This window comes from Bradyrhizobium canariense, assembly GCF_018130465.1.
Taxonomy (GTDB): domain Bacteria; phylum Pseudomonadota; class Alphaproteobacteria; order Rhizobiales; family Xanthobacteraceae; genus Bradyrhizobium; species Bradyrhizobium canariense_C.
This window is the reverse complement of the sequence record NZ_JAFCKJ010000003.1, coordinates 785,731-805,417: the sequence shown is the minus strand read 5'-3', so window position 1 is coordinate 805,417 and position 19,687 is coordinate 785,731. Positions and strand designations below refer to the sequence as shown.

At 64.5% G+C, this 19,687-nt stretch carries 21 protein-coding genes; 6 read left to right on the top strand and 15 right to left on the bottom strand.

The features are described from left to right. Positions 1-351 precede the first annotated feature (351 nt). The 3 genes from guaB to JQ591_RS12710 all read left to right on the top strand — a co-directional run bounded on the left by guaB (position 352) and on the right by JQ591_RS12710 (position 3,574). Positions 352-1,842, top strand: coding sequence for an IMP dehydrogenase (gene guaB, locus JQ591_RS12720; RefSeq protein WP_007609139.1), 1,491 nt, complete (start codon positions 352-354; stop codon positions 1,840-1,842). Between the two features lie 262 nt (positions 1,843-2,104). Next, complete coding sequence (locus tag JQ591_RS12715; RefSeq protein ID WP_211396306.1) at positions 2,105-3,127, top strand: NADP-dependent oxidoreductase; 1,023 nt, start codon at positions 2,105-2,107, stop codon at positions 3,125-3,127. 150 nt (positions 3,128-3,277) lie between these two features. Continuing rightward, complete coding sequence (locus JQ591_RS12710) at positions 3,278-3,574, top strand: hypothetical protein (RefSeq protein WP_211396457.1); 297 nt, start codon at positions 3,278-3,280, stop codon at positions 3,572-3,574. Positions 3,575-3,583: 9 nt separating this feature from the next. Here JQ591_RS12710 and JQ591_RS12705 read toward each other — a convergent pair whose 3' ends face one another. From JQ591_RS12705 to JQ591_RS12660, 10 genes are all read right to left on the bottom strand, one after another. Continuing rightward, positions 3,584-4,648, bottom strand: coding sequence for a LacI family DNA-binding transcriptional regulator (locus JQ591_RS12705; RefSeq protein WP_211396305.1), 1,065 nt, complete (start codon positions 4,646-4,648; stop codon positions 3,584-3,586). A 142-nt stretch (positions 4,649-4,790) separates the two neighbouring features. Continuing rightward, positions 4,791-5,819, bottom strand: a complete 1,029-nt coding sequence (locus JQ591_RS12700; RefSeq protein ID WP_211396304.1) for a succinylglutamate desuccinylase/aspartoacylase family protein — start codon at positions 5,817-5,819, stop codon at positions 4,791-4,793. A 63-nt stretch (positions 5,820-5,882) separates the two neighbouring features. Further along, complete coding sequence (locus JQ591_RS12695) at positions 5,883-6,227, bottom strand: RidA family protein (RefSeq protein ID WP_211396303.1); 345 nt, start codon at positions 6,225-6,227, stop codon at positions 5,883-5,885. A gap of 56 nt (positions 6,228-6,283) precedes the next feature. Continuing rightward, entirely contained in the window at positions 6,284-7,081 is a 798-nt protein-coding gene (locus JQ591_RS12690) for a transporter substrate-binding domain-containing protein (RefSeq protein WP_211396302.1), read from the bottom strand. Between the two features lie 35 nt (positions 7,082-7,116). Next, positions 7,117-7,845: an amino acid ABC transporter ATP-binding protein gene (locus tag JQ591_RS12685; RefSeq protein WP_211396301.1), complete on the bottom strand. Its 729-nt coding sequence runs from the start codon at positions 7,843-7,845 to the stop codon at positions 7,117-7,119. Continuing rightward, positions 7,832-8,482 (bottom strand): amino acid ABC transporter permease, encoded by a 651-nt coding sequence (locus JQ591_RS12680; RefSeq protein ID WP_211396300.1) that lies wholly within the window; start codon positions 8,480-8,482, stop codon positions 7,832-7,834. Before JQ591_RS12680 ends, JQ591_RS12685 begins: the two co-directional genes overlap by 14 nt. An 11-nt stretch (positions 8,483-8,493) precedes the next feature. Next, the gene (locus JQ591_RS12675) at positions 8,494-9,153 is read right to left on the bottom strand and encodes an amino acid ABC transporter permease (RefSeq protein WP_007592208.1); all 660 of its coding nucleotides are present in this window, start codon (positions 9,151-9,153) and stop codon (positions 8,494-8,496) included. 11 nt (positions 9,154-9,164) lie between these two features. Further along, positions 9,165-10,460 carry an alanine racemase gene (locus tag JQ591_RS12670; protein ID WP_211396299.1) on the bottom strand — a complete coding sequence of 432 codons (1,296 nt, stop codon included), beginning with the start codon at positions 10,458-10,460 and terminating at the stop codon, positions 9,165-9,167. 142 nt (positions 10,461-10,602) lie between these two features. After that, on the bottom strand, positions 10,603-11,445 hold the full coding sequence (locus JQ591_RS12665) for a metallophosphoesterase family protein (RefSeq protein WP_211396298.1): 843 nt from the start codon (positions 11,443-11,445) through the stop codon (positions 10,603-10,605). Between the two features lie 70 nt (positions 11,446-11,515). Beyond that, on the bottom strand, positions 11,516-12,175 hold the full coding sequence (locus JQ591_RS12660) for an acriflavin resistance protein (RefSeq protein ID WP_211396297.1): 660 nt from the start codon (positions 12,173-12,175) through the stop codon (positions 11,516-11,518). A 168-nt stretch (positions 12,176-12,343) separates the two neighbouring features. On the opposite strand from JQ591_RS12660, the gene JQ591_RS12655 reads away from it, so the two are divergent. Continuing rightward, positions 12,344-12,766 (top strand): MAPEG family protein, encoded by a 423-nt coding sequence (locus tag JQ591_RS12655; protein WP_027569585.1) that lies wholly within the window; start codon positions 12,344-12,346, stop codon positions 12,764-12,766. Between the two features lie 34 nt (positions 12,767-12,800). After that, the gene (locus JQ591_RS12650) at positions 12,801-14,099 is read left to right on the top strand and encodes an RsmB/NOP family class I SAM-dependent RNA methyltransferase (RefSeq protein WP_211396296.1); all 1,299 of its coding nucleotides are present in this window, start codon (positions 12,801-12,803) and stop codon (positions 14,097-14,099) included. Positions 14,100-14,340: 241 nt separating this feature from the next. Here the strand turns inward: JQ591_RS12650 and JQ591_RS12645 are convergent, their stop codons facing one another. The 3 genes from JQ591_RS12645 to JQ591_RS12635 form a co-directional block, all read right to left on the bottom strand. After that, the gene (locus tag JQ591_RS12645) at positions 14,341-14,550 is read right to left on the bottom strand and encodes a cold-shock protein (protein WP_007592195.1); all 210 of its coding nucleotides are present in this window, start codon (positions 14,548-14,550) and stop codon (positions 14,341-14,343) included. 259 nt (positions 14,551-14,809) lie between these two features. Then, the gene (locus JQ591_RS12640; protein WP_011086763.1) at positions 14,810-15,142 is read right to left on the bottom strand and encodes a DHCW motif cupin fold protein; all 333 of its coding nucleotides are present in this window, start codon (positions 15,140-15,142) and stop codon (positions 14,810-14,812) included. 332 nt (positions 15,143-15,474) lie between these two features. After that, positions 15,475-15,846 (bottom strand): nuclear transport factor 2 family protein, encoded by a 372-nt coding sequence (locus JQ591_RS12635; protein ID WP_211396295.1) that lies wholly within the window; start codon positions 15,844-15,846, stop codon positions 15,475-15,477. 147 nt (positions 15,847-15,993) lie between these two features. Between JQ591_RS12635 and guaA the strand changes: the two genes are divergently transcribed. Continuing rightward, positions 15,994-17,592, top strand: a complete 1,599-nt coding sequence (gene guaA, locus JQ591_RS12630; RefSeq protein WP_211396294.1) for a glutamine-hydrolyzing GMP synthase — start codon at positions 15,994-15,996, stop codon at positions 17,590-17,592. Positions 17,593-17,619: 27 nt separating this feature from the next. On the opposite strand, the gene JQ591_RS12625 is transcribed toward guaA, so the two are convergent. Both JQ591_RS12625 and JQ591_RS12620 read right to left on the bottom strand, forming a co-directional pair. Beyond that, positions 17,620-18,087 (bottom strand): nucleoside 2-deoxyribosyltransferase, encoded by a 468-nt coding sequence (locus tag JQ591_RS12625; RefSeq protein ID WP_211396293.1) that lies wholly within the window; start codon positions 18,085-18,087, stop codon positions 17,620-17,622. Next, positions 18,080-19,684: an SIR2 family protein gene (locus JQ591_RS12620; RefSeq protein ID WP_211396292.1), complete on the bottom strand. Its 1,605-nt coding sequence runs from the start codon at positions 19,682-19,684 to the stop codon at positions 18,080-18,082. The genes JQ591_RS12625 and JQ591_RS12620 overlap by 8 nt, the downstream gene beginning before the upstream one ends. Positions 19,685-19,687 lie beyond the last annotated feature (3 nt).

Sequence of the window (19,687 nt, the reverse complement as noted above, 5' to 3'; positions counted from 1 at the left end):
CGCGACCATTGCGGATCGACGCATGGCACCTAAATCCTGCGTGAGCCCAGGTGGGTGCACCCTGCGCCGGAGACCGCGATGATCCGCCGGCACGGGGAGGGTGTGGACGACGTTCGCGAGCACGAGGCGCCCAGACGTTTGCGCTGGACCGGCTATCCCCGCTGAATTTGCCTAAAAAGCCCGTGCATGGCTGGCCGGCGGTCCGATTTGCTTTGATTCGTCACCCACCCGTGCTATCGACCCGCGTCAACCCCACCGATGGGCTCCGATTCTCCGGCGATGCCGCAAGGTACGCCGAGGGCGGCGCTCATCCATAGCTATTTGCGGCAGGGCCGCGGAAGGAGTTGGCACATGGCCACGGTGCAACAAGGCATTCGCGAAGCCCTCACGTTTGACGACGTGCTGCTGAAGCCCGGCCTGTCGGACGTCATGCCGGGCGAGGTCGACATCCGCTCCCGCGTCACCCGCGCCATCCCGCTCAACATCCCGATCATGGCCTCCGCCATGGACACGGTCACCGAAGCCCGCATGGCGATCGCCATGGCGCAGGCCGGCGGCATCGGCGTCATCCACCGCAATTTCGATCCCGAAGGCCAGGCTGCCCAGGTGCGGCAGGTCAAGCGTTACGAGTCGGGCATGGTGGTGAACCCGCTCACCATCAGCCCCGACGCCACGCTGGACGACGCGCTCAAGCTGATGAGCGATCACGGCATCTCGGGCATTCCCGTCGTCACCGGTGCGGGCAAGTCCACGCCGGGCAAGCTGGTCGGCATCCTCACCAACCGCGACGTCCGCTTTGCCACCGACCGCCAGCAAAAAATCTCCGAGCTGATGACGCATGAAGGTCTCGTCACGGTGCGCGAGAATGTCAGCCAGGACGAGGCGCGGCGGATGTTGCACCAGCATCGCATCGAGAAGCTGCTCGTGGTCGACGAGCAATATCGCTGCGTCGGCCTGGTCACCGTCAAGGACATGGAGAAGGCGGTCGCCCATCCGCTGGCCTGCAAGGACGCGCAGGGCCGCCTGCGCGTCGCCGCCGCCACGACGGTTGGTGATAGCGGCTTCGAGCGCACCGAGCGGCTGATCGATGCCGGCGTCGATCTCGTCGTGGTCGACACCGCGCACGGCCATTCCCGTCACGTGCTCCATGCGGTCAACCGCATCAAGCGCCTGTCCAATTCCGTGCAGGTCGTTGCCGGCAACGTCGCGACCTCGGAGGGCGCGCAGGCGCTGATCGATGCGGGCGCTGATTGCATCAAGGTCGGCATCGGCCCGGGCTCGATCTGCACCACGCGCATCGTCGCCGGCGTCGGCGTTCCCCAGCTCACCGCGATCATGGATGCGGTCGAAGCTGCGAAGAAGTCCGACATCCCCGTCATCGCCGACGGCGGCATCAAGTTCTCCGGCGACCTTGCCAAGGCGCTCGCCGCCGGTGCCGACATCGCGATGGTCGGCTCGCTGCTTGCCGGCACCGACGAGACGCCCGGTGAAGTGTTCCTGTGGCAGGGCCGCTCCTACAAGGCCTATCGCGGCATGGGCTCGGTCGGCGCGATGGCGCGCGGCTCGGCCGACCGCTATTTCCAGCAGGACATCAAGGACACGCTCAAGCTCGTGCCGGAAGGCATCGAAGGCCAGGTGCCTTACAAGGGCCCGGTCGGCAACGTCATGCACCAGCTCGCCGGCGGCCTGCGCGCCGCGATGGGCTATGTCGGCGCAAAGGACATGAAGGACCTGCACGACAAGGCGCAGTTCGTGCGCATCACCGGAGCGGGCCTGCGCGAAAGCCACGTCCACGACGTCACCATCACGCGCGAGGCGCCGAACTATCCGGGCGGCGGTTAGTCTCGCGGCTGCGCGTTGGAATTCGCGCGCTTGCCCAAATGATGGTGTCATGCCCCGCCACCGGGTCTCGCCTTCGGCGAGCCCGATGACAGGCTCCGGCGGGGCATCCAGTACGCCGCGGCCTTTCGGTTCTATCACGACCCTCTCGGATTACTGGATCGCCCGCCTTCGCGGGCGATGACAGCGAGAGTGTGCTTTTGTATTGACGCAGCTGCCTCCCTCCGCTTCGCTCGCGACGAAGAAAACTTCGGAGGAAGCCACCATGTCCCAAGCAAAACGCATCGTACTCGCCGCGCGTCCCGTCGGCGAGCCAAAGCCGTCCGATTTCCGCATCGAGGAATTCGCCGTACCGACGCCTGCGGCAGGTGAAGTCCTGCTGCGCACCATCTGGCTCTCGCTCGATCCCTATATGCGCGGACGCATGAGCGACGGTCCGTCCTACGCGACGCCGGTGCCCGTCGGCGGCGTGATGGAAGCCGGTACGGTCTGCGAGGTCGCAGCCTCCAACAATCCGAACTTCGCCAAGGGCGACATCGTGCTCTCGCGCGCGGGCTGGCAGACGCACGCGATCTCCGACGGCAAGGGGCTGAACAAGATCGACCCGAAGCTCGCGCCGATCTCGACGGCCATCGGCGTGCTCGGCATGCCCGGCATGACCGCCTACACGGGCCTGCTCGACATCGGCAAGCCACAGGAAGGCGAGACCGTCGTCGTCGCGGGCGCCTCCGGCGCGGTCGGCTCGGCCGTGGGACAGATCGCGAAGATCAAGGGCGCACGCGCGGTCGGCATCGCCGGCGGCAAGGACAAATGCGATTACGTCGTGAAGGAGCTCGGCTTCGATGCCTGCATCGATCACAGCGATCCCGATCTGGCGGCGAAGCTGAAGGAGTCCTGCCCGAAAGGCATCGACGTCTATTTCGAGAATGTCGGCGGCGCCGTGTTCGAGGCGGTCTTCCCGCTGCTCAATCCGTTCGCGCGCGTGCCGGTCTGCGGCCTCATCGCCCACTACAACGACACTGAAGCGAAGCCGCCGAAATGGGCCGCCAGCATGATGCGCGCGATCCTGACCAAGCGACTGACCTTCCGCGGCTTCATCGTCTCCGACTTCGCCTCCCGTCATGGCGACTTCCTGCGCGATATGTCCGGATGGGTCCGCGAGGGCAAGGTCAAGTACAAGGAGTTCGTCACCGAGGGCCTGGAGAGCGCGCCCGACGCCTTCATGGGGCTTCTGAAGGGGGCGAATTTCGGCAAGCAGCTGGTGCGGGTCGGGCCGGATAGGGCTTGATCCGCCGCTCCGGCCCCCTCGGGGACCGGATATGATTAACAAAGAGTGACCGATCGGCCACACCCGCCCGTAAAAGCCGCAGGTGTGACCGTCGGTTCATTGACGGGCCGGCGAAGGCATTGAATCATTGCGCATATTTCAGGTGCGATGATGTTAGAGATTGTTGTTTTCTGCGTAATCCTGCTGGCTGCCGGTTATTGGGCGACCATGTTTGTCATGGGCCGTCGCGATGACGTCATCCATGGCAAGTTCGTTCACACCGAGGACGTGGGCGCGTTCGCGCAATCCGCGATGCCCACACCCACGCCGCCATTCCCGAAGCGTCCGGTCAAAGCCGCGCGGCCTGCCAATGTTCAGCCTGCCAATACCGGGGCCAAGCCGGTGAACAGCGAGGCGCTGCAGTCCTTGCTTGCCGCGATCCAGCAGGATCTCAAGAGCGTCGCTTGATCCGCGCGTTCAGACGCTGCCGCGCTCGACCATGAACAGCTCGACCGCAAGTCGCTGCTCGGGCCGTGGCGCGCCAGTCAGGCGCGCCAGAAGCAGTTCGCCTGCGATACGCCCCACAGCCGCGGCATCGAACGAGATCGTGGTGAGGCCGGGCGTGATCTGATCGGCGACGTCGTTGTCGCCGAAGCCGAGCACAGCCAGATCGCGCGGCACCGACAGGCCCCGGCCGCGGGCCTCGATCAGTGCGCCGGTCGCGAGCAGATCGTTGGCGCAGAACACGGCATCGACGCGGTCGCCGCGGTCGAGCAGGGCGGTGAAGGCGGCGCGGCCGTCGACGAGCCCCGTGATTTCGCCGACACCGATCTCGTGGATGATCTCGAGCCCGAGCTGTGCCGCGGCCGCGCGAAAGCCGTCGCGGCGCAGCGCGCCGCGCCCAACGCTGCGGCCGATGAAACCGACGCGGCGATGCCCGGCCTCAGCCAGCCTTCGTGCCGCCATCGCACCGGCATCGGCGTTGGGAAGACCGACCAGCATGTCGATGGGATCGCGCGGAAACGCCCAGGTCTCGATCACGGGAATGCCGAGCTCTTCGAGCGCGGCGCGATTCTCCTCGAGCTCGATCACGCCGGTGAACATCACGGCCGCAGGCCGGATGCCGCGCAGCGACTGGATCATCGCGACCTCCTTGGCATAGGAGTAGGAGGTCTGGCCGATCAGCACTTCAAAGCCTTCCGGCTCCAAGGTGGCCGCGAAGCTGCGCACCGCCAGCCCAAACTGCTGGCTGAGGATGTTGGAGACGAAAGCCATGACCACGTTTGATCGGCCCGAGCGCAGCGCGCGCGCGTGCGGGTTGGACGCATAGCCGGTCGCCTCGATCACTTCGAGGATCCGCTCGCGGGTCTCGCGATTGACCTTCTCGGGATGGCGCAGCACCCGCGACACCGTGATCGGCGCAACGCCCGCACGCTCCGCCACCTCCGCGATGCGCGGCGGCCGTCCGGCCGCGCTGCTGCGGCCGGGCGGCGCCGGAATGCGCACCACGTCGTCATAGGTCGGCTTTGCCGGATCGGTCATCGAATCCCGAGGCTAGAGCATGATCCGGAAAAGTGTGAAGCGGTTTTCCGAAAGGATCATGCTCAAATAACAACCTAAAGCGCGATGACGATTCATCCCGATCTCATCGCGCTTTAGTCGAAGTCGGTATCGTCTCCAAAGCTCAGTGCGTCCCCACCTCGTCGCGGGCCAGCGCGCGGCCGACCTGGACGAGGCAGTCGCCGCTCTGGCTGTCGGTGTGCAGCCTTTGCGAGATCACGATGCCGTCGGCTGGAAAGCGCAGTATCTCCTCGGCCAGCTCCGGGCGCTCGAAATCATGATACCAGCCGGCGATGTCGCCGGCCGCCACGCGCGCGCCGACCATGACCGCAGGCTCGAACCAGCCGCGCCGCGTGGCGAACACCGCCTGCGCATGGCTTTGCAATGCCAGCAACTCGGTAGCGCGCTCCACCGGCGCATGCGGCCCCAGCACGGGGGCCTGGACGATGCCGAGCGCGAGCAGCAGGCGATCGACCGCTCGCGCAGTGAGCGCCATGGTCTGCGGCGTGACGGTGCCGCCGCCGCCGAATTCACCTGACAGCCCGATCGCGCCGGCGCGCGCGGCCGCCGCCATCGAGGTCGGAGCCGCCGCGCCGTTCTCGGCGACGAAGGCGAAGGGCATGCCGAGCCCTTCCATCAAGCGCAGTGCGCGGCCGAACATCTCGGGCGGTCCCTGGCGCTCGATCAGCGCGCAAGGCACATGCGCCATCGAGGTGCCGCCGGAATGGATGTCGAAGACGACATCGTGCCGCGGAAACAGCTCGTGCTCGAGGAAGTGCGCGAGGCGGAAGGTCGGCGTGCCCCCGGCATCGCCCGGAAAAGCGCGGTTGAGATTGCCCTCGTCGAGCGGCGAGCGGCGCCGTGCCGCCATCACCGCCGGCCAATTGGCGAAGGGCAGGATGGTGATCTCGCCCTTCACGGCGGCGACATCGAGCCGGCGATACAGCCGCGTCAGCGTGATCTCGCCCTCATATTCGTCGCCGTGATTGCCGGCCATCAAAAGCAGTTTTGGGCCGGCGCCGTTCTTGATCCGAAAGATCGGGATCTTGAGCTGGTAGTAAGGGGAGCGGTCGATCGAGAAGGGAATGCCGAGATGTCCGGACCATTTCTGGTCCTTCTCGAAATTGATCTCGTGGAAAAGTCCGGTATGCATGGCTTGCCTCGGGGCCGCGTCGTCGCCGACGCCGGCCGAAGGTTGAATGAAAGGGCGGCGCCGTTACAGCAAGGCGACCGCGGTCATCTCGACGCGCAGGTCGGGATCGGCGAGGCGGGCTTCGACGCAGGCGCGCGCCGGCGGATTGGCCGGATCGATCCAGGAATCGTAGACCGAGTTCATGGTGTCGAAGTCGATGATGTGCGGCAGGAAGACGTTGACCGCGATCAACTTGGAGCGATCAGAGCCGGCTTCCTTCAACAGCGCGTCGATCTTGGCGAGCACCTGCTGGGTCTGGGATACGATTCCGGCCTTGCGGTCGTCCGCGACCTGGCCGGCGATATGCACCATGCCGCCGGCGGCGACAGCCTGGCTCATGCGCGGACCGACGACGTAACGTTTGATCATCTGAAATACTCCTCGTGACAGTGGCTCCCGCGGGGGTCGCGGGGGCGCGTGCTGGCTCACAGCGTCGGCAGCGACTGCTCTTCCTTGAACCACTTCAGCTGCAACGCGCCGAGCTTGCCGTTGAGCTTGTTGGTGAAGATGTCGGTGTTGATCCAGTTGAGCAGGTTCTGCTCGCCCTGGCGCACGCCGACATGGGCCGGCGACTGGCGGATCAGGAATTTGAGCTCGACTTCCTTGGCGGGGTTCTGCTCCTGCACCTTGAGCGCGATCGCGCTGTTCTCGGCGAAGCTATCGGCCTGGCCGGCGAGAAACGCGGCGAGTGCGGCGGGCGTGTCCTCGAAGCGCACAAGCTTCACCTTCGGTGCATTGTCGGTGAGCCAGACATCCAGCGTCGAGCCCTTGGCCACTGCAACGCTGCGGCCGTCGAGATTGTCCGGCTTCTTGCCGGTCGTGGCGGGAAACGACTTGGCGCCGTAGACGCCGAGATTCACCACCGCATAGGGCTGCGAGAACATCACCTGCTGGGCGCGCTCGGGCGTTGCGCCGAGGCCCGCGATCAGCATGTCGATCTTGTCCGACAGCAGGCTCGGGATGCGCGCGGCGCCGGTTACCGGGACGAGTTCGAGCTTCACGCCCATGTCGGCCGCGATCAGCCTGGCGAGATCGGCGTCGAGACCTGCGATCTCGCCCTTGTCGTCCTTGAAGCCCCATGGCGCCGCATCGGTGAGGATTCCGATGCGCAGCTTGCCTGAGCCGAGCACGTCCTGGAGCTTGTCGGCCTTGGCGAGGTTCGGCGCTGCGAGAACGGCAAGCGCCGCGGCTGCGATGGTGAAGAGTGACTTCAATTTTCTCATGGCTCTCTCCTGGTGGCGGATTTGGTGGACGATGGTCATCTCGACGACGCGATGAAGCTTGCGAGCTCGGGCGTCTCGGGGCTTGCGAACAGCTTTGCCGGCGGCCCCTGTTCCCAGACTCGGCCCTGGTGCATGAAGACGATGCGGTCGGCGACATTGCGGGCAAAGCCCATCTCGTGGGTGACGAGGATCATCGTCATGCCCTGCTTTGCCATCGCTTCCATCACCTTCAGCACTTCGCCGACGAGTTCGGGGTCGAGCGCGGAGGTCACCTCGTCGAACAGCATGAGGTGAGGCGCCATGGCCAGGCAGCGCGCGATCGCGACCCGCTGCTGCTGGCCGCCGGAGAGCTGCTCCGGCCATGCGTCGATCTTGTCGGCGAGCCCGACGCGGGTCAGTACATCCTCGGCCAGCGCCCGCGCGCGGGCCTTGTCGATGCGGCCGGTGAGGAGCGGGGCGAGCGTGATGTTGCGCTCGACCTTCAGATGCGGAAACAGGTTGAAGGCCTGGAACACGATGCCGACGCGCTGACGGAATTTCTTGAGGTCGCGCATTGCGGCGTGGACCTTCTCGCCCTCGACGCGGATATCGCCGGAATCGACGCTCTCGAGCGCATTGATGCAGCGGAGCAGCGTCGACTTGCCCGAGCCGGAGCGGCCGATGATCGTGACGATCTCGCCTTCCTCGACGTCGAGCGAGACGCCCTTGAGGACCTCGACCCGGCCGAATGTCTTGTGCACGTCGCGGATTTCAACGAGAGCCATCGAGGCGGGCCTCCAGGGAGCGGGACCAGAGCGTGAGCGGCAGGCACAGCGCGAAATAGATCGCGGCGACGAGTGCGTAGGTGAGCAGCGGCTGGAACGTCGCCGCGCTCACCACCTGGCCGGCGCGCGCGAGCTCGACGAAGCCGAGGATCGAGGCGAGCGAGGTGCCCTTGATGAGCTGCACCAGGAAGCCGACGGTCGGCGGCAGCGACAGCCGCAGCGCTTGCGGCGCGATGATGTGGCGAAACTGCTGCCAGGCGGAGAGGCCGAGGCAGGCGCCAGCCTCCCACTGCGCTTGCTTCACGGCCTCCAGGCCGCCGCGCCAGATCTCGCCGAGAAAGGCGGCCGTGTAGAGCGTGTAGGCCACCGTCACCGCGACGGTCGCGGGCACCTGGATGCCCAGGAACACCGGCATGCCGAAATAGAAGAAGAACAGCAGGCCGAGCAGCGGCACGCTTTGGATGATCTGGATGCATGCCGCCATCGTCCAGCGTAGGGCTGCGGACCGGCTGATGCGGCCGAGGGCGAGCCCGAGCGCCAGCGGTGTACCGAAGGCGAGCGCGAGCACGACGAGCGCGACAGTCCAGCGCAGGGCTTCGACGAGCGAGACAAGATCGATGAGGGAGAAGGAACGCATCGCGTGGTCCCTCAGCGACGTCGCGGCCAGCGGAAGGCCGCCGCACCAATGACGGCGAACAGCGCCTTGAACGACATCGCCATGGCGAAATAGACCGCGCAGATCACCGCGTAGACTTCGAAGCTGCGATAGGTACGGCTCTCGATGAAGCCTGCGACGTGGAAGAGCTCGTCCGTGGCAACCTGCGAGGCAAGCGAGGTGCCGAGCAGCAGGAGCACGAACTGGCTGGTCACGGCAGGATAGGCATTGCGCAGAGCCGGTGGCAGCAGGATGTGACGGAAGACCTGCCAGGTGGAGAGGCCGAGGCACTGGCCGGCCTCGATCTGGTTCTTCGGCACGGAGTCGAGGCCCGCGCGGATGATCTCGACCGAATAGGCGCCGAAATAGAGCGACAGTGCCACGCAGGCGGCTTCGAACGCCGGCAGCTTCAGGCCGAAATTCGGCAGCACGAAGAAGACGATGAAGATCTGGATCAGCGACGGCGTGTTGCGGAACAGCTCGATATAGGCGCGCACCAGCCAGCGCAGCGGCGTGACGCGGCCCTTCAGCGCGACCGCGCCGGCGACGCCGATCAGAAGCCCTGCCACCGCTGCGATCACGGTCAGCTCCAGCGTGACGATGGCCCCGTCGATGAGCTGGTTCTGATAGCGCCAGAGCGGCAGGAAATTCATCGTGCCCGCTCTCAGCCGAACTGGGTGGGGAGGGCGCGCGTCACCACGCCATCGGCATCGAGGGCGAAGATGACACGCCAGCGGTCGAGGCAGGTGCAGGGATGCGAGATGCCGAAGGCGATGACGTCGCCGACCGCAAGCGTGCTATCGGGCGCGAGCGACAGGAACGCATGCTGGTCGTTGAGACGTGCGACCGACAAGGTCGCGGCGAGCCCTGGCTGGGCGACGCCGTCGCGGAAGACGCTCAGCGGCACCGGCAGTCCCTGGTCGAACGAGGCATCGCGCATGCCGAAGCCCCCGATGGCAAGGCCTGCTTCCGGCCGCGACAGCACCTCAGCCCACAGCGTGAGCGCCGGGCGAAAACCTTCGGCGGCGGAGCGTCGCGCGCCGTCGACGAGTAGACCGCCGCGCCGGTCGAGTTCGGCGAAGGCGCGGGCATAGATGCCGTGATCGGCAAAGAACAGCGCGCCCGAGCGCAGGAGAACGATGGCGTTGCCGTCGCCATGGGCGACGGGTGCGAGCGCGCATGCCACGATGTCGAAATAGGCGGAGCCGCCCGCGCTGATGATCAGTGGCAGGCGCGGGGCCGCGGCGCGCACCAGCGCGAAGGTCTCGATGGTGCGCTCCATCAGCGCTGCGATCGCGCGCATCGTCTCATCGGAATCGGGCGTTGCGACCGCGCCTTCGTAAGTCGCGACGCCACCCAGCACGAGCCGGTCGGCCGCGAGCACCGCGGCAATCGTTGCTTCGACCGCGGCGCGATCGCGCGCGCCGGCGCGGCCGGCGCCGAGCTCCACCAGCACGGACAACTCGCGCCGGTCCGCGATCAGCGCAGCCTCCGCCAGTGCCGCGACCGCGGCCGGTGAATCCGCGAAGGCGTAAAACTTTATCTCGGGATACGCACTGAGGACAGCGCCGAGCCGCCGGCCGGCTGCGAGCCCGCCGATTTCGTTGGCCAGCAACAACCGCCGCTCGCCATGCGCAAGCAGCACCGCGGCCTGCTGGATGTTGGCGACCGTCGTGCCCCAGGCGCCGGCCTCGCGCAGCGAGCGGGCCAGCTCCGGCGACATCGGTGTCTTGGCGTGGGGCGCGACAGTGACGCCGGCGCCTTTGCACCAGCGCAGGAAAAGGTCGCGATTGGCGGCGAAGGCGGTCTCATCGAGCGTGAGCGCGGGGAGGGTGAGGTCGCCGCGGGAGGGCCGCCAATGCTGGTCGGCGATCTCATCGATCGACAGACCGGCGACCAGGGGGATACCCCGCGTGGTCGTTGAAAGACGTTGGCTATCCCACCGGGACAAGAAATGCATCGTCACTCCGTCCGCGGCCCTCGACCGCTTGGAGAACGATATTTCGGAATGACAACGTTGTCATTAGCATCGTCTAGCCATTTTGGATCGAATTCCGTGCAATGAGGTATCAGGATAAGGAGTCGTGCCCGCCAATTGGGCGCTAGTGCTCGCCACCCATCTGGGCCAACAGCTCCTCGATGTCGACGTCGACCTGGCCCGCGGCCCTGACGTGGCGGACCTCAAAGCTGTCGGGCTGGAAGCGGTACTCCACGAGCCCGACCTCCTTGATCCCGATCCGGTCCTGGCGCTTGTCGTTGATCTTGAAGCCGGCCGAGGGCGCCCAGACGTGGCGGGTGTGGCGCCAGGTGAAGTCGCGCCGCTGGTGCACGTGACCGCTGGCGATGAGGCGCAGGTCGACATGCGCAAACATCTCGATCAGCCGCGCGCGTGCCGGCTGCGGCACAAAGCGGATCGAGGTCTCCGGCGTCTCGGGGTCGTCGGGCAGGTTGAGAAACACCGGCTTGTGGACGAACAGCGCGACCGGCCTGCCGTTCGTGCGTGATATCTCGGAGGCGAGCCAGTCGAACTGCTCGGCCTCGAAGGCGAGCCCCGAGTTCATCACCAGCGAATTGAGGCCGATGAAGCACCAGCCCGCGGCCTCGAACGACCAATGGTCCTCGCCGATGATCTCGCGGAATTGCTGGCGATGCGCTTCCGCGACCGGCGGCTTCGGCGCAGGGCCGATCGCGGTCGGATTGTCGCCGATGTCGTGATTGCCGGGGATGTAGCGGCAGGCGACGGGCAGGGCGTCGTGCAGGCCTTTGGCGAATTCGACATCGTCGCGGCTGGTCGGTCCGTCGAACGAGACGTCGCCGGTGTTGACGACGAGATCGGGCCTGTCGGTGTCGATATGCGCGCTGACGCGGTCGAAGTTGGCGATCAGGCCGGGGAAGCGCCGGCCCAGATGAGTGTCGGAAATCTGCGTCAGACGAAATTCGGACATGGGACGATCATAGGCACGGCCAGGCGTCGGAACGATGACGGCGCGCCCACGATCCGCGATCGAACAATGTTTAAAGCACGCGGTAGCGGATCGTGTAGGCGTCCTGCGGCGCGACCGGGCCGGCCAGCGGCGAGGCGATGCGGTCGGCGAGGTGCCAAGGGCTGAACTGACGGCCGAACTGAGCGCCGAACTGCTCGGCGCGATGCGGCTCGGCCGGCAGGCGGAGGCGGAATTCGAAGGTGCCCTTGCCGGACAGGTTCACGACCAGCACGCGGTCCGCGGTGCGGTGGTTGAGCGCCACCGCGCCACGCAGCAAGGAGCGGCCATCACCGAGATCCCGCACGCCGTCGACCAGCGCCAGCGTCTGGTTGCGGTCGGTATGCAGCTCGACCTGGGTGTCGGACGCCGCCGTCAAGGTCTCCCTCGGCATGCGGATCTCGAACTCGACCGCGGGTTTCGACGGATTGAGGCCGAGATAGGCCAGCGCGGCATGGCGCATGTCGTAGCCGGCAAAGGCGAACAGCGCGAGAGCGGCGAGCGCAGCGAGGCCATGCCTGAGGACATCGCGCCAGGTCCGATAGCTCATTCGGAAGTAGACCGTCATCGCCAGCGCCACCGCGAGCGCCGTCGCGATGCCTGATAGCGCCGACATCAGGAGGCCGAACTGGCCGTCAGGGGATTCGGTCAAACCGCCGATCAGGCTGGCGAGCTGGCTGAAGAGGGTATTCATGGCGGTCTCTCGCCTTGCGCCCCAAGGGGGCAAAATCGCTTTAACTGTCGACAGTTGGTCGCCTCATCGGGAACGCCGGTTCAACTCGTTGATTGTCAGGACCAGCGGTGACGGCTAATGGACGCTAGCTGTGCCTTCCGCCGGATGGGAAAATCCCGGGAAATTCCAATGTCCGTTCAAATGGTTTTGCTGCCGGTCTTCGTACAGGTCGGTCTCACCTTCGCGCTCCTGATCGCCATGGCGATGGGACGTCGGCGCGCGCTCGTTTCCGGCGAGACCAAGAGCCGTGACATTGCGCTGGGCGAGCCCAACTGGCCGAAGGGCGCCACACAATTCGCCAATTGCTACCGCAACCAGTTCGAACTGCCGGTGCTGTTCTATGTCCTGATCGCGCTGGCGCTCCCCTTGCGCCATGCCGATCTCTTCATCGTGCTGATGTCCTGGGTGTTCGTGGTGACGCGCTTCGTCCATGCCGGAATCTTCGTCTCCTCCAACAATCTCGGGCGCCGCTCCACGATCTGGCTTGCCGGCGTGCTCGTCCTGCTCGCGATGTGGATCTACTTCGCGCTGAAAATGCTGTTGCTTATCTAGGCGCTACTCGCTGATCCTGATCTGAAAGATTCAAATGACTCCCGCTGCCCGGCTGTCCGCAGCCATCGAACTGATCGACACCATCGAGAAAGACCGCGTGCCCGCGGCCAAGGCGTTGAAGGAGTGGGGCACCGCGCACCGCTTCGCCGGCTCCGGCGACCGCGCCGCGATCGCCGGCCTCGTCTGGGACGTGCTGCGCCGCTACGCCTCGAGCGCCTACCTGATGGAGTCCGACACCGCGCGGGCGCGGCTGATCGGCATGCTTCGCCTCGAGCGCAACATGGACGTGGCGACCATGACCGCGCTGTTCGACGGCAGCCGCTTTGCCCCCGCGCCGCTGACCGAGGCCGAGCAGGCCGCGCTTGCCTCGCGGTCCCTTGAAGGTGCTCCGGCCGCGATCGCCGGCGACTATCCGGAATGGCTGGATCCGTACCTGGCAAAGGCGTTCGGCGAAGAGCGCGTCGCGGAGGCGGCCGCGATGGCGAGCCGGGCGCCGCTCGACCTGCGCGTCAACACGCTAAAATCCAATCGCGACAAGGTGCTGCACGCGCTTGCTCATCTTCATGCGAAACCGACGCATTGGTCGGCGACGGGCCTGCGCATCGCGCTTTCGGCCGATGCGCGCAACCCCGGCATCCAGGCCGAAGAGGATTTCATCAAGGGCGCAATTGAAGTGCAGGATGAGGGGTCGCAGCTTGCGGCTGCCCTGACCGCGGCAAAACCCGGCGAGCAGGTGATCGATCTCTGTGCGGGGGCCGGCGGCAAGACGCTGGCGCTCGCCGCGATGATGCAGGGCAAGGGCCGGCTGATCGCGACCGACAGCGACAAGCGGCAGCTTGCTCCCATTCACGAACGCCTGTCGCGCGCCGGCGTCCACAATGCCGATGTGCGCACGCCCAAGGGCGAGGCCGATCCGCTGGCCGACATCAGCGCCACCGCCGACCTCGTCGTGATCGACGCGCCCTGCACGGGAACCGGAACCTGGCGCCGCAACCCCGACGCCAAATGGCGCATGCGCCCGGGCGCGCTGGAGATTCGCCTGCGGGACCAGACCGAGGTGCTCGAGCGCGCGGTGCCGCTGCTCAAGGCCGGCGGCCGCATCGCCTACATCACCTGCTCGGTGCTGTCAGAGGAGAACGGCGAGCAGGTGAGGGCGTTCACAGCCCGCCATCCCGAGTTCGCGGTGGTGCCGCCCGAGCAGACCGCGAACGTGCTCTGGGACAAGGCGGAAGAGTTTGCGCAAGCCGCGCTGCGATCGGCCGAAGGCTGGCTGATGACGCCGCGGCGGACGGGGACGGACGGGTTCTTCGTCTCGGTCCTGAAGAAGGCGTAGGTGCCGTAGGGTGGATTAGCCGGGGGCTGCCCAAAGCGCAGTCCGCTGGCGTAATCCACCGCTTCTCCGTCCGCGCAAACAGGCGTTGGTGGATTACGCTACGCTCATCCACCCTACGGCACCGCGGGTGCGGCGGCCCCCCCCAAAACAAAAACCCCGCGAACCGGAAGCCGGTCGCGGGGTCTATTGTCTCAACGCTTCTGACCGGTACGTCCGTAGTCAGAAGCGCCGTGCGCGGCTCTTAGCCGACGCGGAGATTGTCAGCGGAGGACTTGCCGCTGCGACGATCGGCGACGATGTCGAACGAGACCTTCTGGCCCTCGTTGAGGGTCGACAGGCCAGCGCGCTCGACGGCGCTGATGTGCACGAACACGTCCTTGTCGCCGTCATCCGGCTGAATGAAACCAAAGCCCTTTTGATTGTTGAACCACTTCACGGTGCCCATAGCCATGGGAATTTCCTTTGCTTAAGAAGTTAACACGCGGACCGGTACGCACTATTGCGCCCATAGTCCTGATCAGTCGATGTTGGAGAAATCATCTGAAGCGTGCGCGCCCGTCAGCAACGAAGCGAAGCGGCCCAGTCGTTCGGCCAAGTATCGATGATCACAATATAGCGAGATTTTGGGGCCACTTCAAGGCATCACCCGTCGCTCGGGATGTCGCCGAATTTTGCTATTTTGCGGTGCAAATTAACCCTTCCGGGGCGCCTCAATCGACGATAAACAGCGTCGCCCCCGTCGCCGTCGAGGACCGGTGCGCGGCGTCGCCGAAATCCGAGACCTGGTAGCTCATCCCCGCCGTGAGCTTGAACTTGCGCCCGTCGCGCAGCTCCGAATCGAGCTCGCCCTTGACCACGAAGATGACGTGTCCGCGGTCGCACCAATGATCGGCGAGATAGCCCGGCGAATACTCGACCATCCGCACCCGGAGATCGCCGATGTTCAGCGTGCGCCACAGCGCCTGGCCGGTCTCGCCGGCATGCTTGGTCGGCTCGACCTTGCTCCAGTCGGTGACGGTGAAGGGGGAGGTGGGGAGTTTCATCGTGGAATCCTGTGTCGGAGCCGGCAGCGCCGTTGTTAGCGCAGGCCGTTGCCACAGTCTCCGTCGTTGCGAGCGCTGCGAAGCAATCCTGAAATGCATCTGCGGAGGCAGCCTGGATTGCTTCTCAGCGCTCGCAATGACGAGCTTGAGGCACGCTCGTACCTCACTCTCGGTGTCATCGCCCGCGAAAGCGGGCGATCCAGTATTCCAGAGACCGTGCCGTGATACGGAAAAGCCGCGGCGTACTGGATTCCCCGCTCCGGTGCGCGATTGCGCACAAGGCGGGGAATGACAGCGGTGGGCGAGGCGGCAGCGTTCAACCCGGCGAGCGTTCAATGCGGCAAATGGTTTGCCGACCCCTGTACGATCAGCCCCGCCGCATTCACCCGCAGATATTCGCAGATCCGCTTGCCGCGCTCGTTCTCGTAGAACACCACCACGCTGTCCGGGCTGACGAACAATTCGATCAGCGAAAAATGCAGGTTCGGCAACAGGGCGAGCGCCTTGCCCCAATAGGCCCGCAACGCGTCCTTGCCGCGCACGGTGCCGCTTTCATCGAACCCCATCACGGGGATGCGGTCCGAGGTCATCACGGCGTCCTCGTCATAGAGCGTGAGCACGCGTTCGAGCTCGCCAGTATTCCAGGCCTCGACCCAGGTCCGGCCGAGTGCGGCAAGCGTAGATGGCTGATGGTGCTGTGACACAAGCGTCCTCCCTGATCGCCCCTGTGTGACGCGGAGCATAATAGGTCAATAATACTTACCTATATCCATTTGTCCATGCTCAAAGAAGAATGTGGGCGCGCGGCCCGCGCGGTTGCGGGAAAAGCCCCCGTCGCGTATCTGCTTGCCATGACAGCAGCACAGAACGACCGCTCCGCGTCGACGCCCTCCGTGGCCTCGGCGCATGACAAGATTCTCATCGTCGACTTCGGCAGCCAGGTGACGCAGCTGATCGCGCGCCGCGTGCGCGAGGACGGCGTCTATTGCGAGATCGTCCCGTTCAACAAGGCCGAAGCGGCCTTCAACGAGATGAAGCCGAAAGCGGTGATTCTCTCCGGCGGACCGGAGTCGGTGCATGAGGCCGGCTCGCCGCGCGCCCCGCAACTGATCTTCGCCTCAGGCGTGCCGGTGCTCGGCATCTGCTACGGCCAGATGACCATGGCCGAGCAGCTTGGCGGCACGGTCGAGGGCGGCCATCACCGCGAATTCGGCCGCGCCGATGTCGAGGTGAAGGCGCCGAGCAAGCTGTTCGAGGACGTCTGGTCACCGGGCGGCAAGAACCAGGTCTGGATGAGCCATGGCGACCGCATCACAAAGATGCCGCCGGGCTTCTCCGTCGCCGGCACCTCGCCGAACGCGCCGTTCGCGATCATCCAGGACGAGACCCGCAAATACTACGGCCTGATGTTCCACCCCGAAGTGGTGCACACGCCCGATGGCGCAAAACTGATCCGCAATTTCGTCCGCAAGATCGCAGGCCTCACCGGCGACTGGACCATGCGCGCCTTCCGCGAGGAGGAGATCGCGAAGATCCGCGCCCAGGTCGGCAAGGGCAAGGTGATCTGCGGCCTCTCCGGCGGCGTCGATTCGGCCGTGGCCGCCGTGCTGATCCACGAAGCCATTGGCGACCAGCTCACTTGCGTGTTCGTCGACCACGGCATGCTGCGCCTTGACGAAGCCAAGACCGTGGTCGACCTGTTCCGCCACCACTACAACATCCCGCTCGTGCACGTGGACGCATCCAAGCAATTCCTCGGCGAGCTCGAAGGCGTCACCGACCCCGAAACCAAGCGCAAGACCATCGGCCGCCTCTTCATCGAGGTGTTCGAGCAGGAGGCCAAGAAGATCGGTGGCGCCGACTTCCTGGCGCAGGGCACGCTCTATCCCGACGTGATCGAGAGCGTCTCCTTCACCGGCGGCCCCTCGGTGACGATCAAGTCGCACCACAATGTCGGCGGTCTCCCTGAACGCATGAACATGAAGCTGGTCGAGCCGCTGCGCGAGCTGTTCAAGGACGAGGTGCGCAAGTTAGGGCGCGAGCTCGGCCTGCCCGAAATCTTCGTCGGCCGCCACCCGTTCCCGGGTCCGGGCCTCGCCATCCGCTGCCCCGGCGACATCACGAAGGACAAGCTCGACATCCTGCGCAAGGCCGACGCCGTCTACATCGACCAGATCCGCAAGCACGGTCTCTACGACGAGATCTGGCAGGCGTTTGCCGTGCTGCTCCCGGTCAAGACCGTCGGCGTCATGGGCGACGGCCGCACCTACGACTTCGTCGTGGGCCTGCGCGCCGTCACCTCAACCGACGGCATGACCGCGGACTTCTACCAGTTCGACATGAAGTTTCTCGGCGAGACCGCCACGCGCATCATCAACGAGGTGAAGGGCGTGAACCGGGTGGTGTACGACGTGACGAGCAAGCCGCCTGGGACGATTGAGTGGGAGTAGGGAGGGGGCTCGGTCCACCGCCAAGTTTCAGCCGACGAGCTTCCGGATCGATAGTAATCTGCCGCGGAGGCTGTGCACGAGTTCAAGCACGCTGCCGAAGATTTCGTTGCACGCGGCCACAATCATTGGGTTATCGCCAGTGGCGAGCAGCGTTCGATCGTCTGTCTTGACTCCCAAACATAATTTGTCGAGCGCACGTGCGTAGCCAATTTCGAACGCGACGCCTTCGTCCACTGTTCGTCCATCCAGCACGGCGACCACGCAATCGCAATGCTTGAGCGCATTGATATCGGCCTCGAACACGAGTTCTCTAGCGGCCGTTAGAGGCATCCCGCTGCGCACCAGATCGCGCATCAACTTACCATCGCGTTGTGGCAAGAACACCTCCGCCATCGGACTGATAAGTTCGGCAAGGCGCAAATTGAAGCTACGCTCCGAGTCATTGAAGAGCGGTGCTGCCAAATAGACGCGAAAAGAACTGGGGTCCTCATTCATAGCGTTCAATGATCTTTTCAAGGTCAGCCGGACGATATTCGTGGAGCAAGACGTGACGAGCGACCTGACGTGCAACCTCGCCAGCGCTGTATTGCTCTGTAGATAGCACGAAATAGGGAGCGTAAACCTTTTTTAGGCTCTCGGTTTGCTCAGTAAAATACGCCTCGGATCCAGCTTCATTCGGCGATCGACCACGCAACATATTTCGTCGGACCAATGCGGTAGGTGAGGCCTCTATAAACAGAATCTCTCCCTTCTGTAGGGGCTGATCGCGTGTCACCAATGTGCGAAGTTCCTCGGACTTCTTTGAGTTTTCGCTGTCGGACTTTGAGAACGCGTAGAGATCCAGCGGCGCACGATCCATGAAATGGAATCCTGCTTGGGCCGCATGCATGCGCCTGTTCTTTTCCTTGAGTTCGGCATAAATGAATCGATCGATGGCCTCTCTTTCCTGGTCGTCGATGTTGGTGGATGCAAGGTACATTTCCCGAGGGGGCGGTCGCGTCCATTCTTCATGCGTTTGGAAACAGCGAAGTTGTTCTAGGAGTGTCGATTTGCCCGCAGCGACTGGTCCGACGATGTAATAGTGATACCGCCAGCGACGGTCTTCGCCGAGAGAATCTAGGCGTTCACCGAATGCCCGTTCATCCAGATTAAGAACGTCTAGAAATTCGCGAATCTCTGGCGACGTCAAGAAGATCGTAATTAGATTGTACAGCTCCAAATTGGCTTCGAAAATGTCTTGGCGGCGGCTTGCGGAGACTTTGTTCTCGTGCTCCATCCAGAAGATCATGTAGTGGTGGTTAGCGGGGCTCTTGTCGCGGTTTAGGCGCAGGTAGTTCTTTAGAGAGCTGTCCGCCAACGAGTGGCCAACGAGCAGCATTGTGTTTTGGACAAAGCGGAGAAAGATATATTCTGCGCTTACGCCGGGAGCACGGGCGCGCGCATCAGCAAACGAATCTTCCGTGAATATGAGCTGAGGGCTGCGTTTGCGAAGGCTGACACGCGGAAGAATGCCGTTGACGTGATAGATGGTGGTGAGATCGACCCGATCGGTAAGAGGAGGGTGCCAGGTAACACTCATCGCGTTGCCCGGTGCGCCAGCTTTGATTTCGTCGCCGATTGCGTCCGATAGAATGTCGTCGAAGTTGAAATTAATAACGAGTGGAACCTTGCGTGCAACGTCGCGCAGCTGTGCTAAGTAAGGGTGTCTCCCCACTACGTCGCCTATGCTGGCCGGCACCCTGTCGTAGATCGCCTCGTGTATTGCCTTGCCCCAATTATGTTCAATCGTTGCTGCTTGTAACTCGGAGGGATTGGTTTCTGGGCAGCTGCTCTTAAATCGATGATAGATAATTTGTCCCAGATATTCGGGATTTAGGCCGGCCTGACGATGCTCGCCTAGATCAGTCTTCAGCGCTTCCTCTGCTGCAGCAAGTCGGTCTAGTAGGCCGTGCCAATCAGGCACTCCTGCGTCGATAGAAATGCCGGCTCCAGTTACAAGATTGAGTCGCCTTTGGCAGAGGCGTTGGTAAAGGTGGCAAAGATAGCGCGGAAGCCGAGGCTGCCGCGCTAGAGCGTCGTCAAGTGTGCTCATGAC

Coding starts and splice junctions, on each gene's coding strand:
- guaB (WP_007609139.1), top strand. CDS start 352: ATGGCCACGGTGCAACAAGGCATTCGCGAAGCCCTCACGTTTGACGAC.
- JQ591_RS12715 (WP_211396306.1), top strand. CDS start 2,105: ATGTCCCAAGCAAAACGCATCGTACTCGCCGCGCGTCCCGTCGGCGAG.
- JQ591_RS12710 (WP_211396457.1), top strand. CDS start 3,278: ATGTTAGAGATTGTTGTTTTCTGCGTAATCCTGCTGGCTGCCGGTTAT.
- JQ591_RS12705 (WP_211396305.1), bottom strand. CDS start 4,648: ATGACCGATCCGGCAAAGCCGACCTATGACGACGTGGTGCGCATTCCG.
- JQ591_RS12700 (WP_211396304.1), bottom strand. CDS start 5,819: ATGCATACCGGACTTTTCCACGAGATCAATTTCGAGAAGGACCAGAAA.
- JQ591_RS12695 (WP_211396303.1), bottom strand. CDS start 6,227: ATGATCAAACGTTACGTCGTCGGTCCGCGCATGAGCCAGGCTGTCGCC.
- JQ591_RS12690 (WP_211396302.1), bottom strand. CDS start 7,081: ATGAGAAAATTGAAGTCACTCTTCACCATCGCAGCCGCGGCGCTTGCC.
- JQ591_RS12685 (WP_211396301.1), bottom strand. CDS start 7,845: ATGGCTCTCGTTGAAATCCGCGACGTGCACAAGACATTCGGCCGGGTC.
- JQ591_RS12680 (WP_211396300.1), bottom strand. CDS start 8,482: ATGCGTTCCTTCTCCCTCATCGATCTTGTCTCGCTCGTCGAAGCCCTG.
- JQ591_RS12675 (WP_007592208.1), bottom strand. CDS start 9,153: ATGAATTTCCTGCCGCTCTGGCGCTATCAGAACCAGCTCATCGACGGG.
- JQ591_RS12670 (WP_211396299.1), bottom strand. CDS start 10,460: ATGCATTTCTTGTCCCGGTGGGATAGCCAACGTCTTTCAACGACCACG.
- JQ591_RS12665 (WP_211396298.1), bottom strand. CDS start 11,445: ATGTCCGAATTTCGTCTGACGCAGATTTCCGACACTCATCTGGGCCGG.
- JQ591_RS12660 (WP_211396297.1), bottom strand. CDS start 12,175: ATGAATACCCTCTTCAGCCAGCTCGCCAGCCTGATCGGCGGTTTGACC.
- JQ591_RS12655 (WP_027569585.1), top strand. CDS start 12,344: ATGTCCGTTCAAATGGTTTTGCTGCCGGTCTTCGTACAGGTCGGTCTC.
- JQ591_RS12650 (WP_211396296.1), top strand. CDS start 12,801: ATGACTCCCGCTGCCCGGCTGTCCGCAGCCATCGAACTGATCGACACC.
- JQ591_RS12645 (WP_007592195.1), bottom strand. CDS start 14,550: ATGGCTATGGGCACCGTGAAGTGGTTCAACAATCAAAAGGGCTTTGGT.
- JQ591_RS12640 (WP_011086763.1), bottom strand. CDS start 15,142: ATGAAACTCCCCACCTCCCCCTTCACCGTCACCGACTGGAGCAAGGTC.
- guaA (WP_211396294.1), top strand. CDS start 15,994: ATGACAGCAGCACAGAACGACCGCTCCGCGTCGACGCCCTCCGTGGCC.
- JQ591_RS12625 (WP_211396293.1), bottom strand. CDS start 18,087: ATGAATGAGGACCCCAGTTCTTTTCGCGTCTATTTGGCAGCACCGCTC.
- JQ591_RS12620 (WP_211396292.1), bottom strand. CDS start 19,684: ATGAGCACACTTGACGACGCTCTAGCGCGGCAGCCTCGGCTTCCGCGC.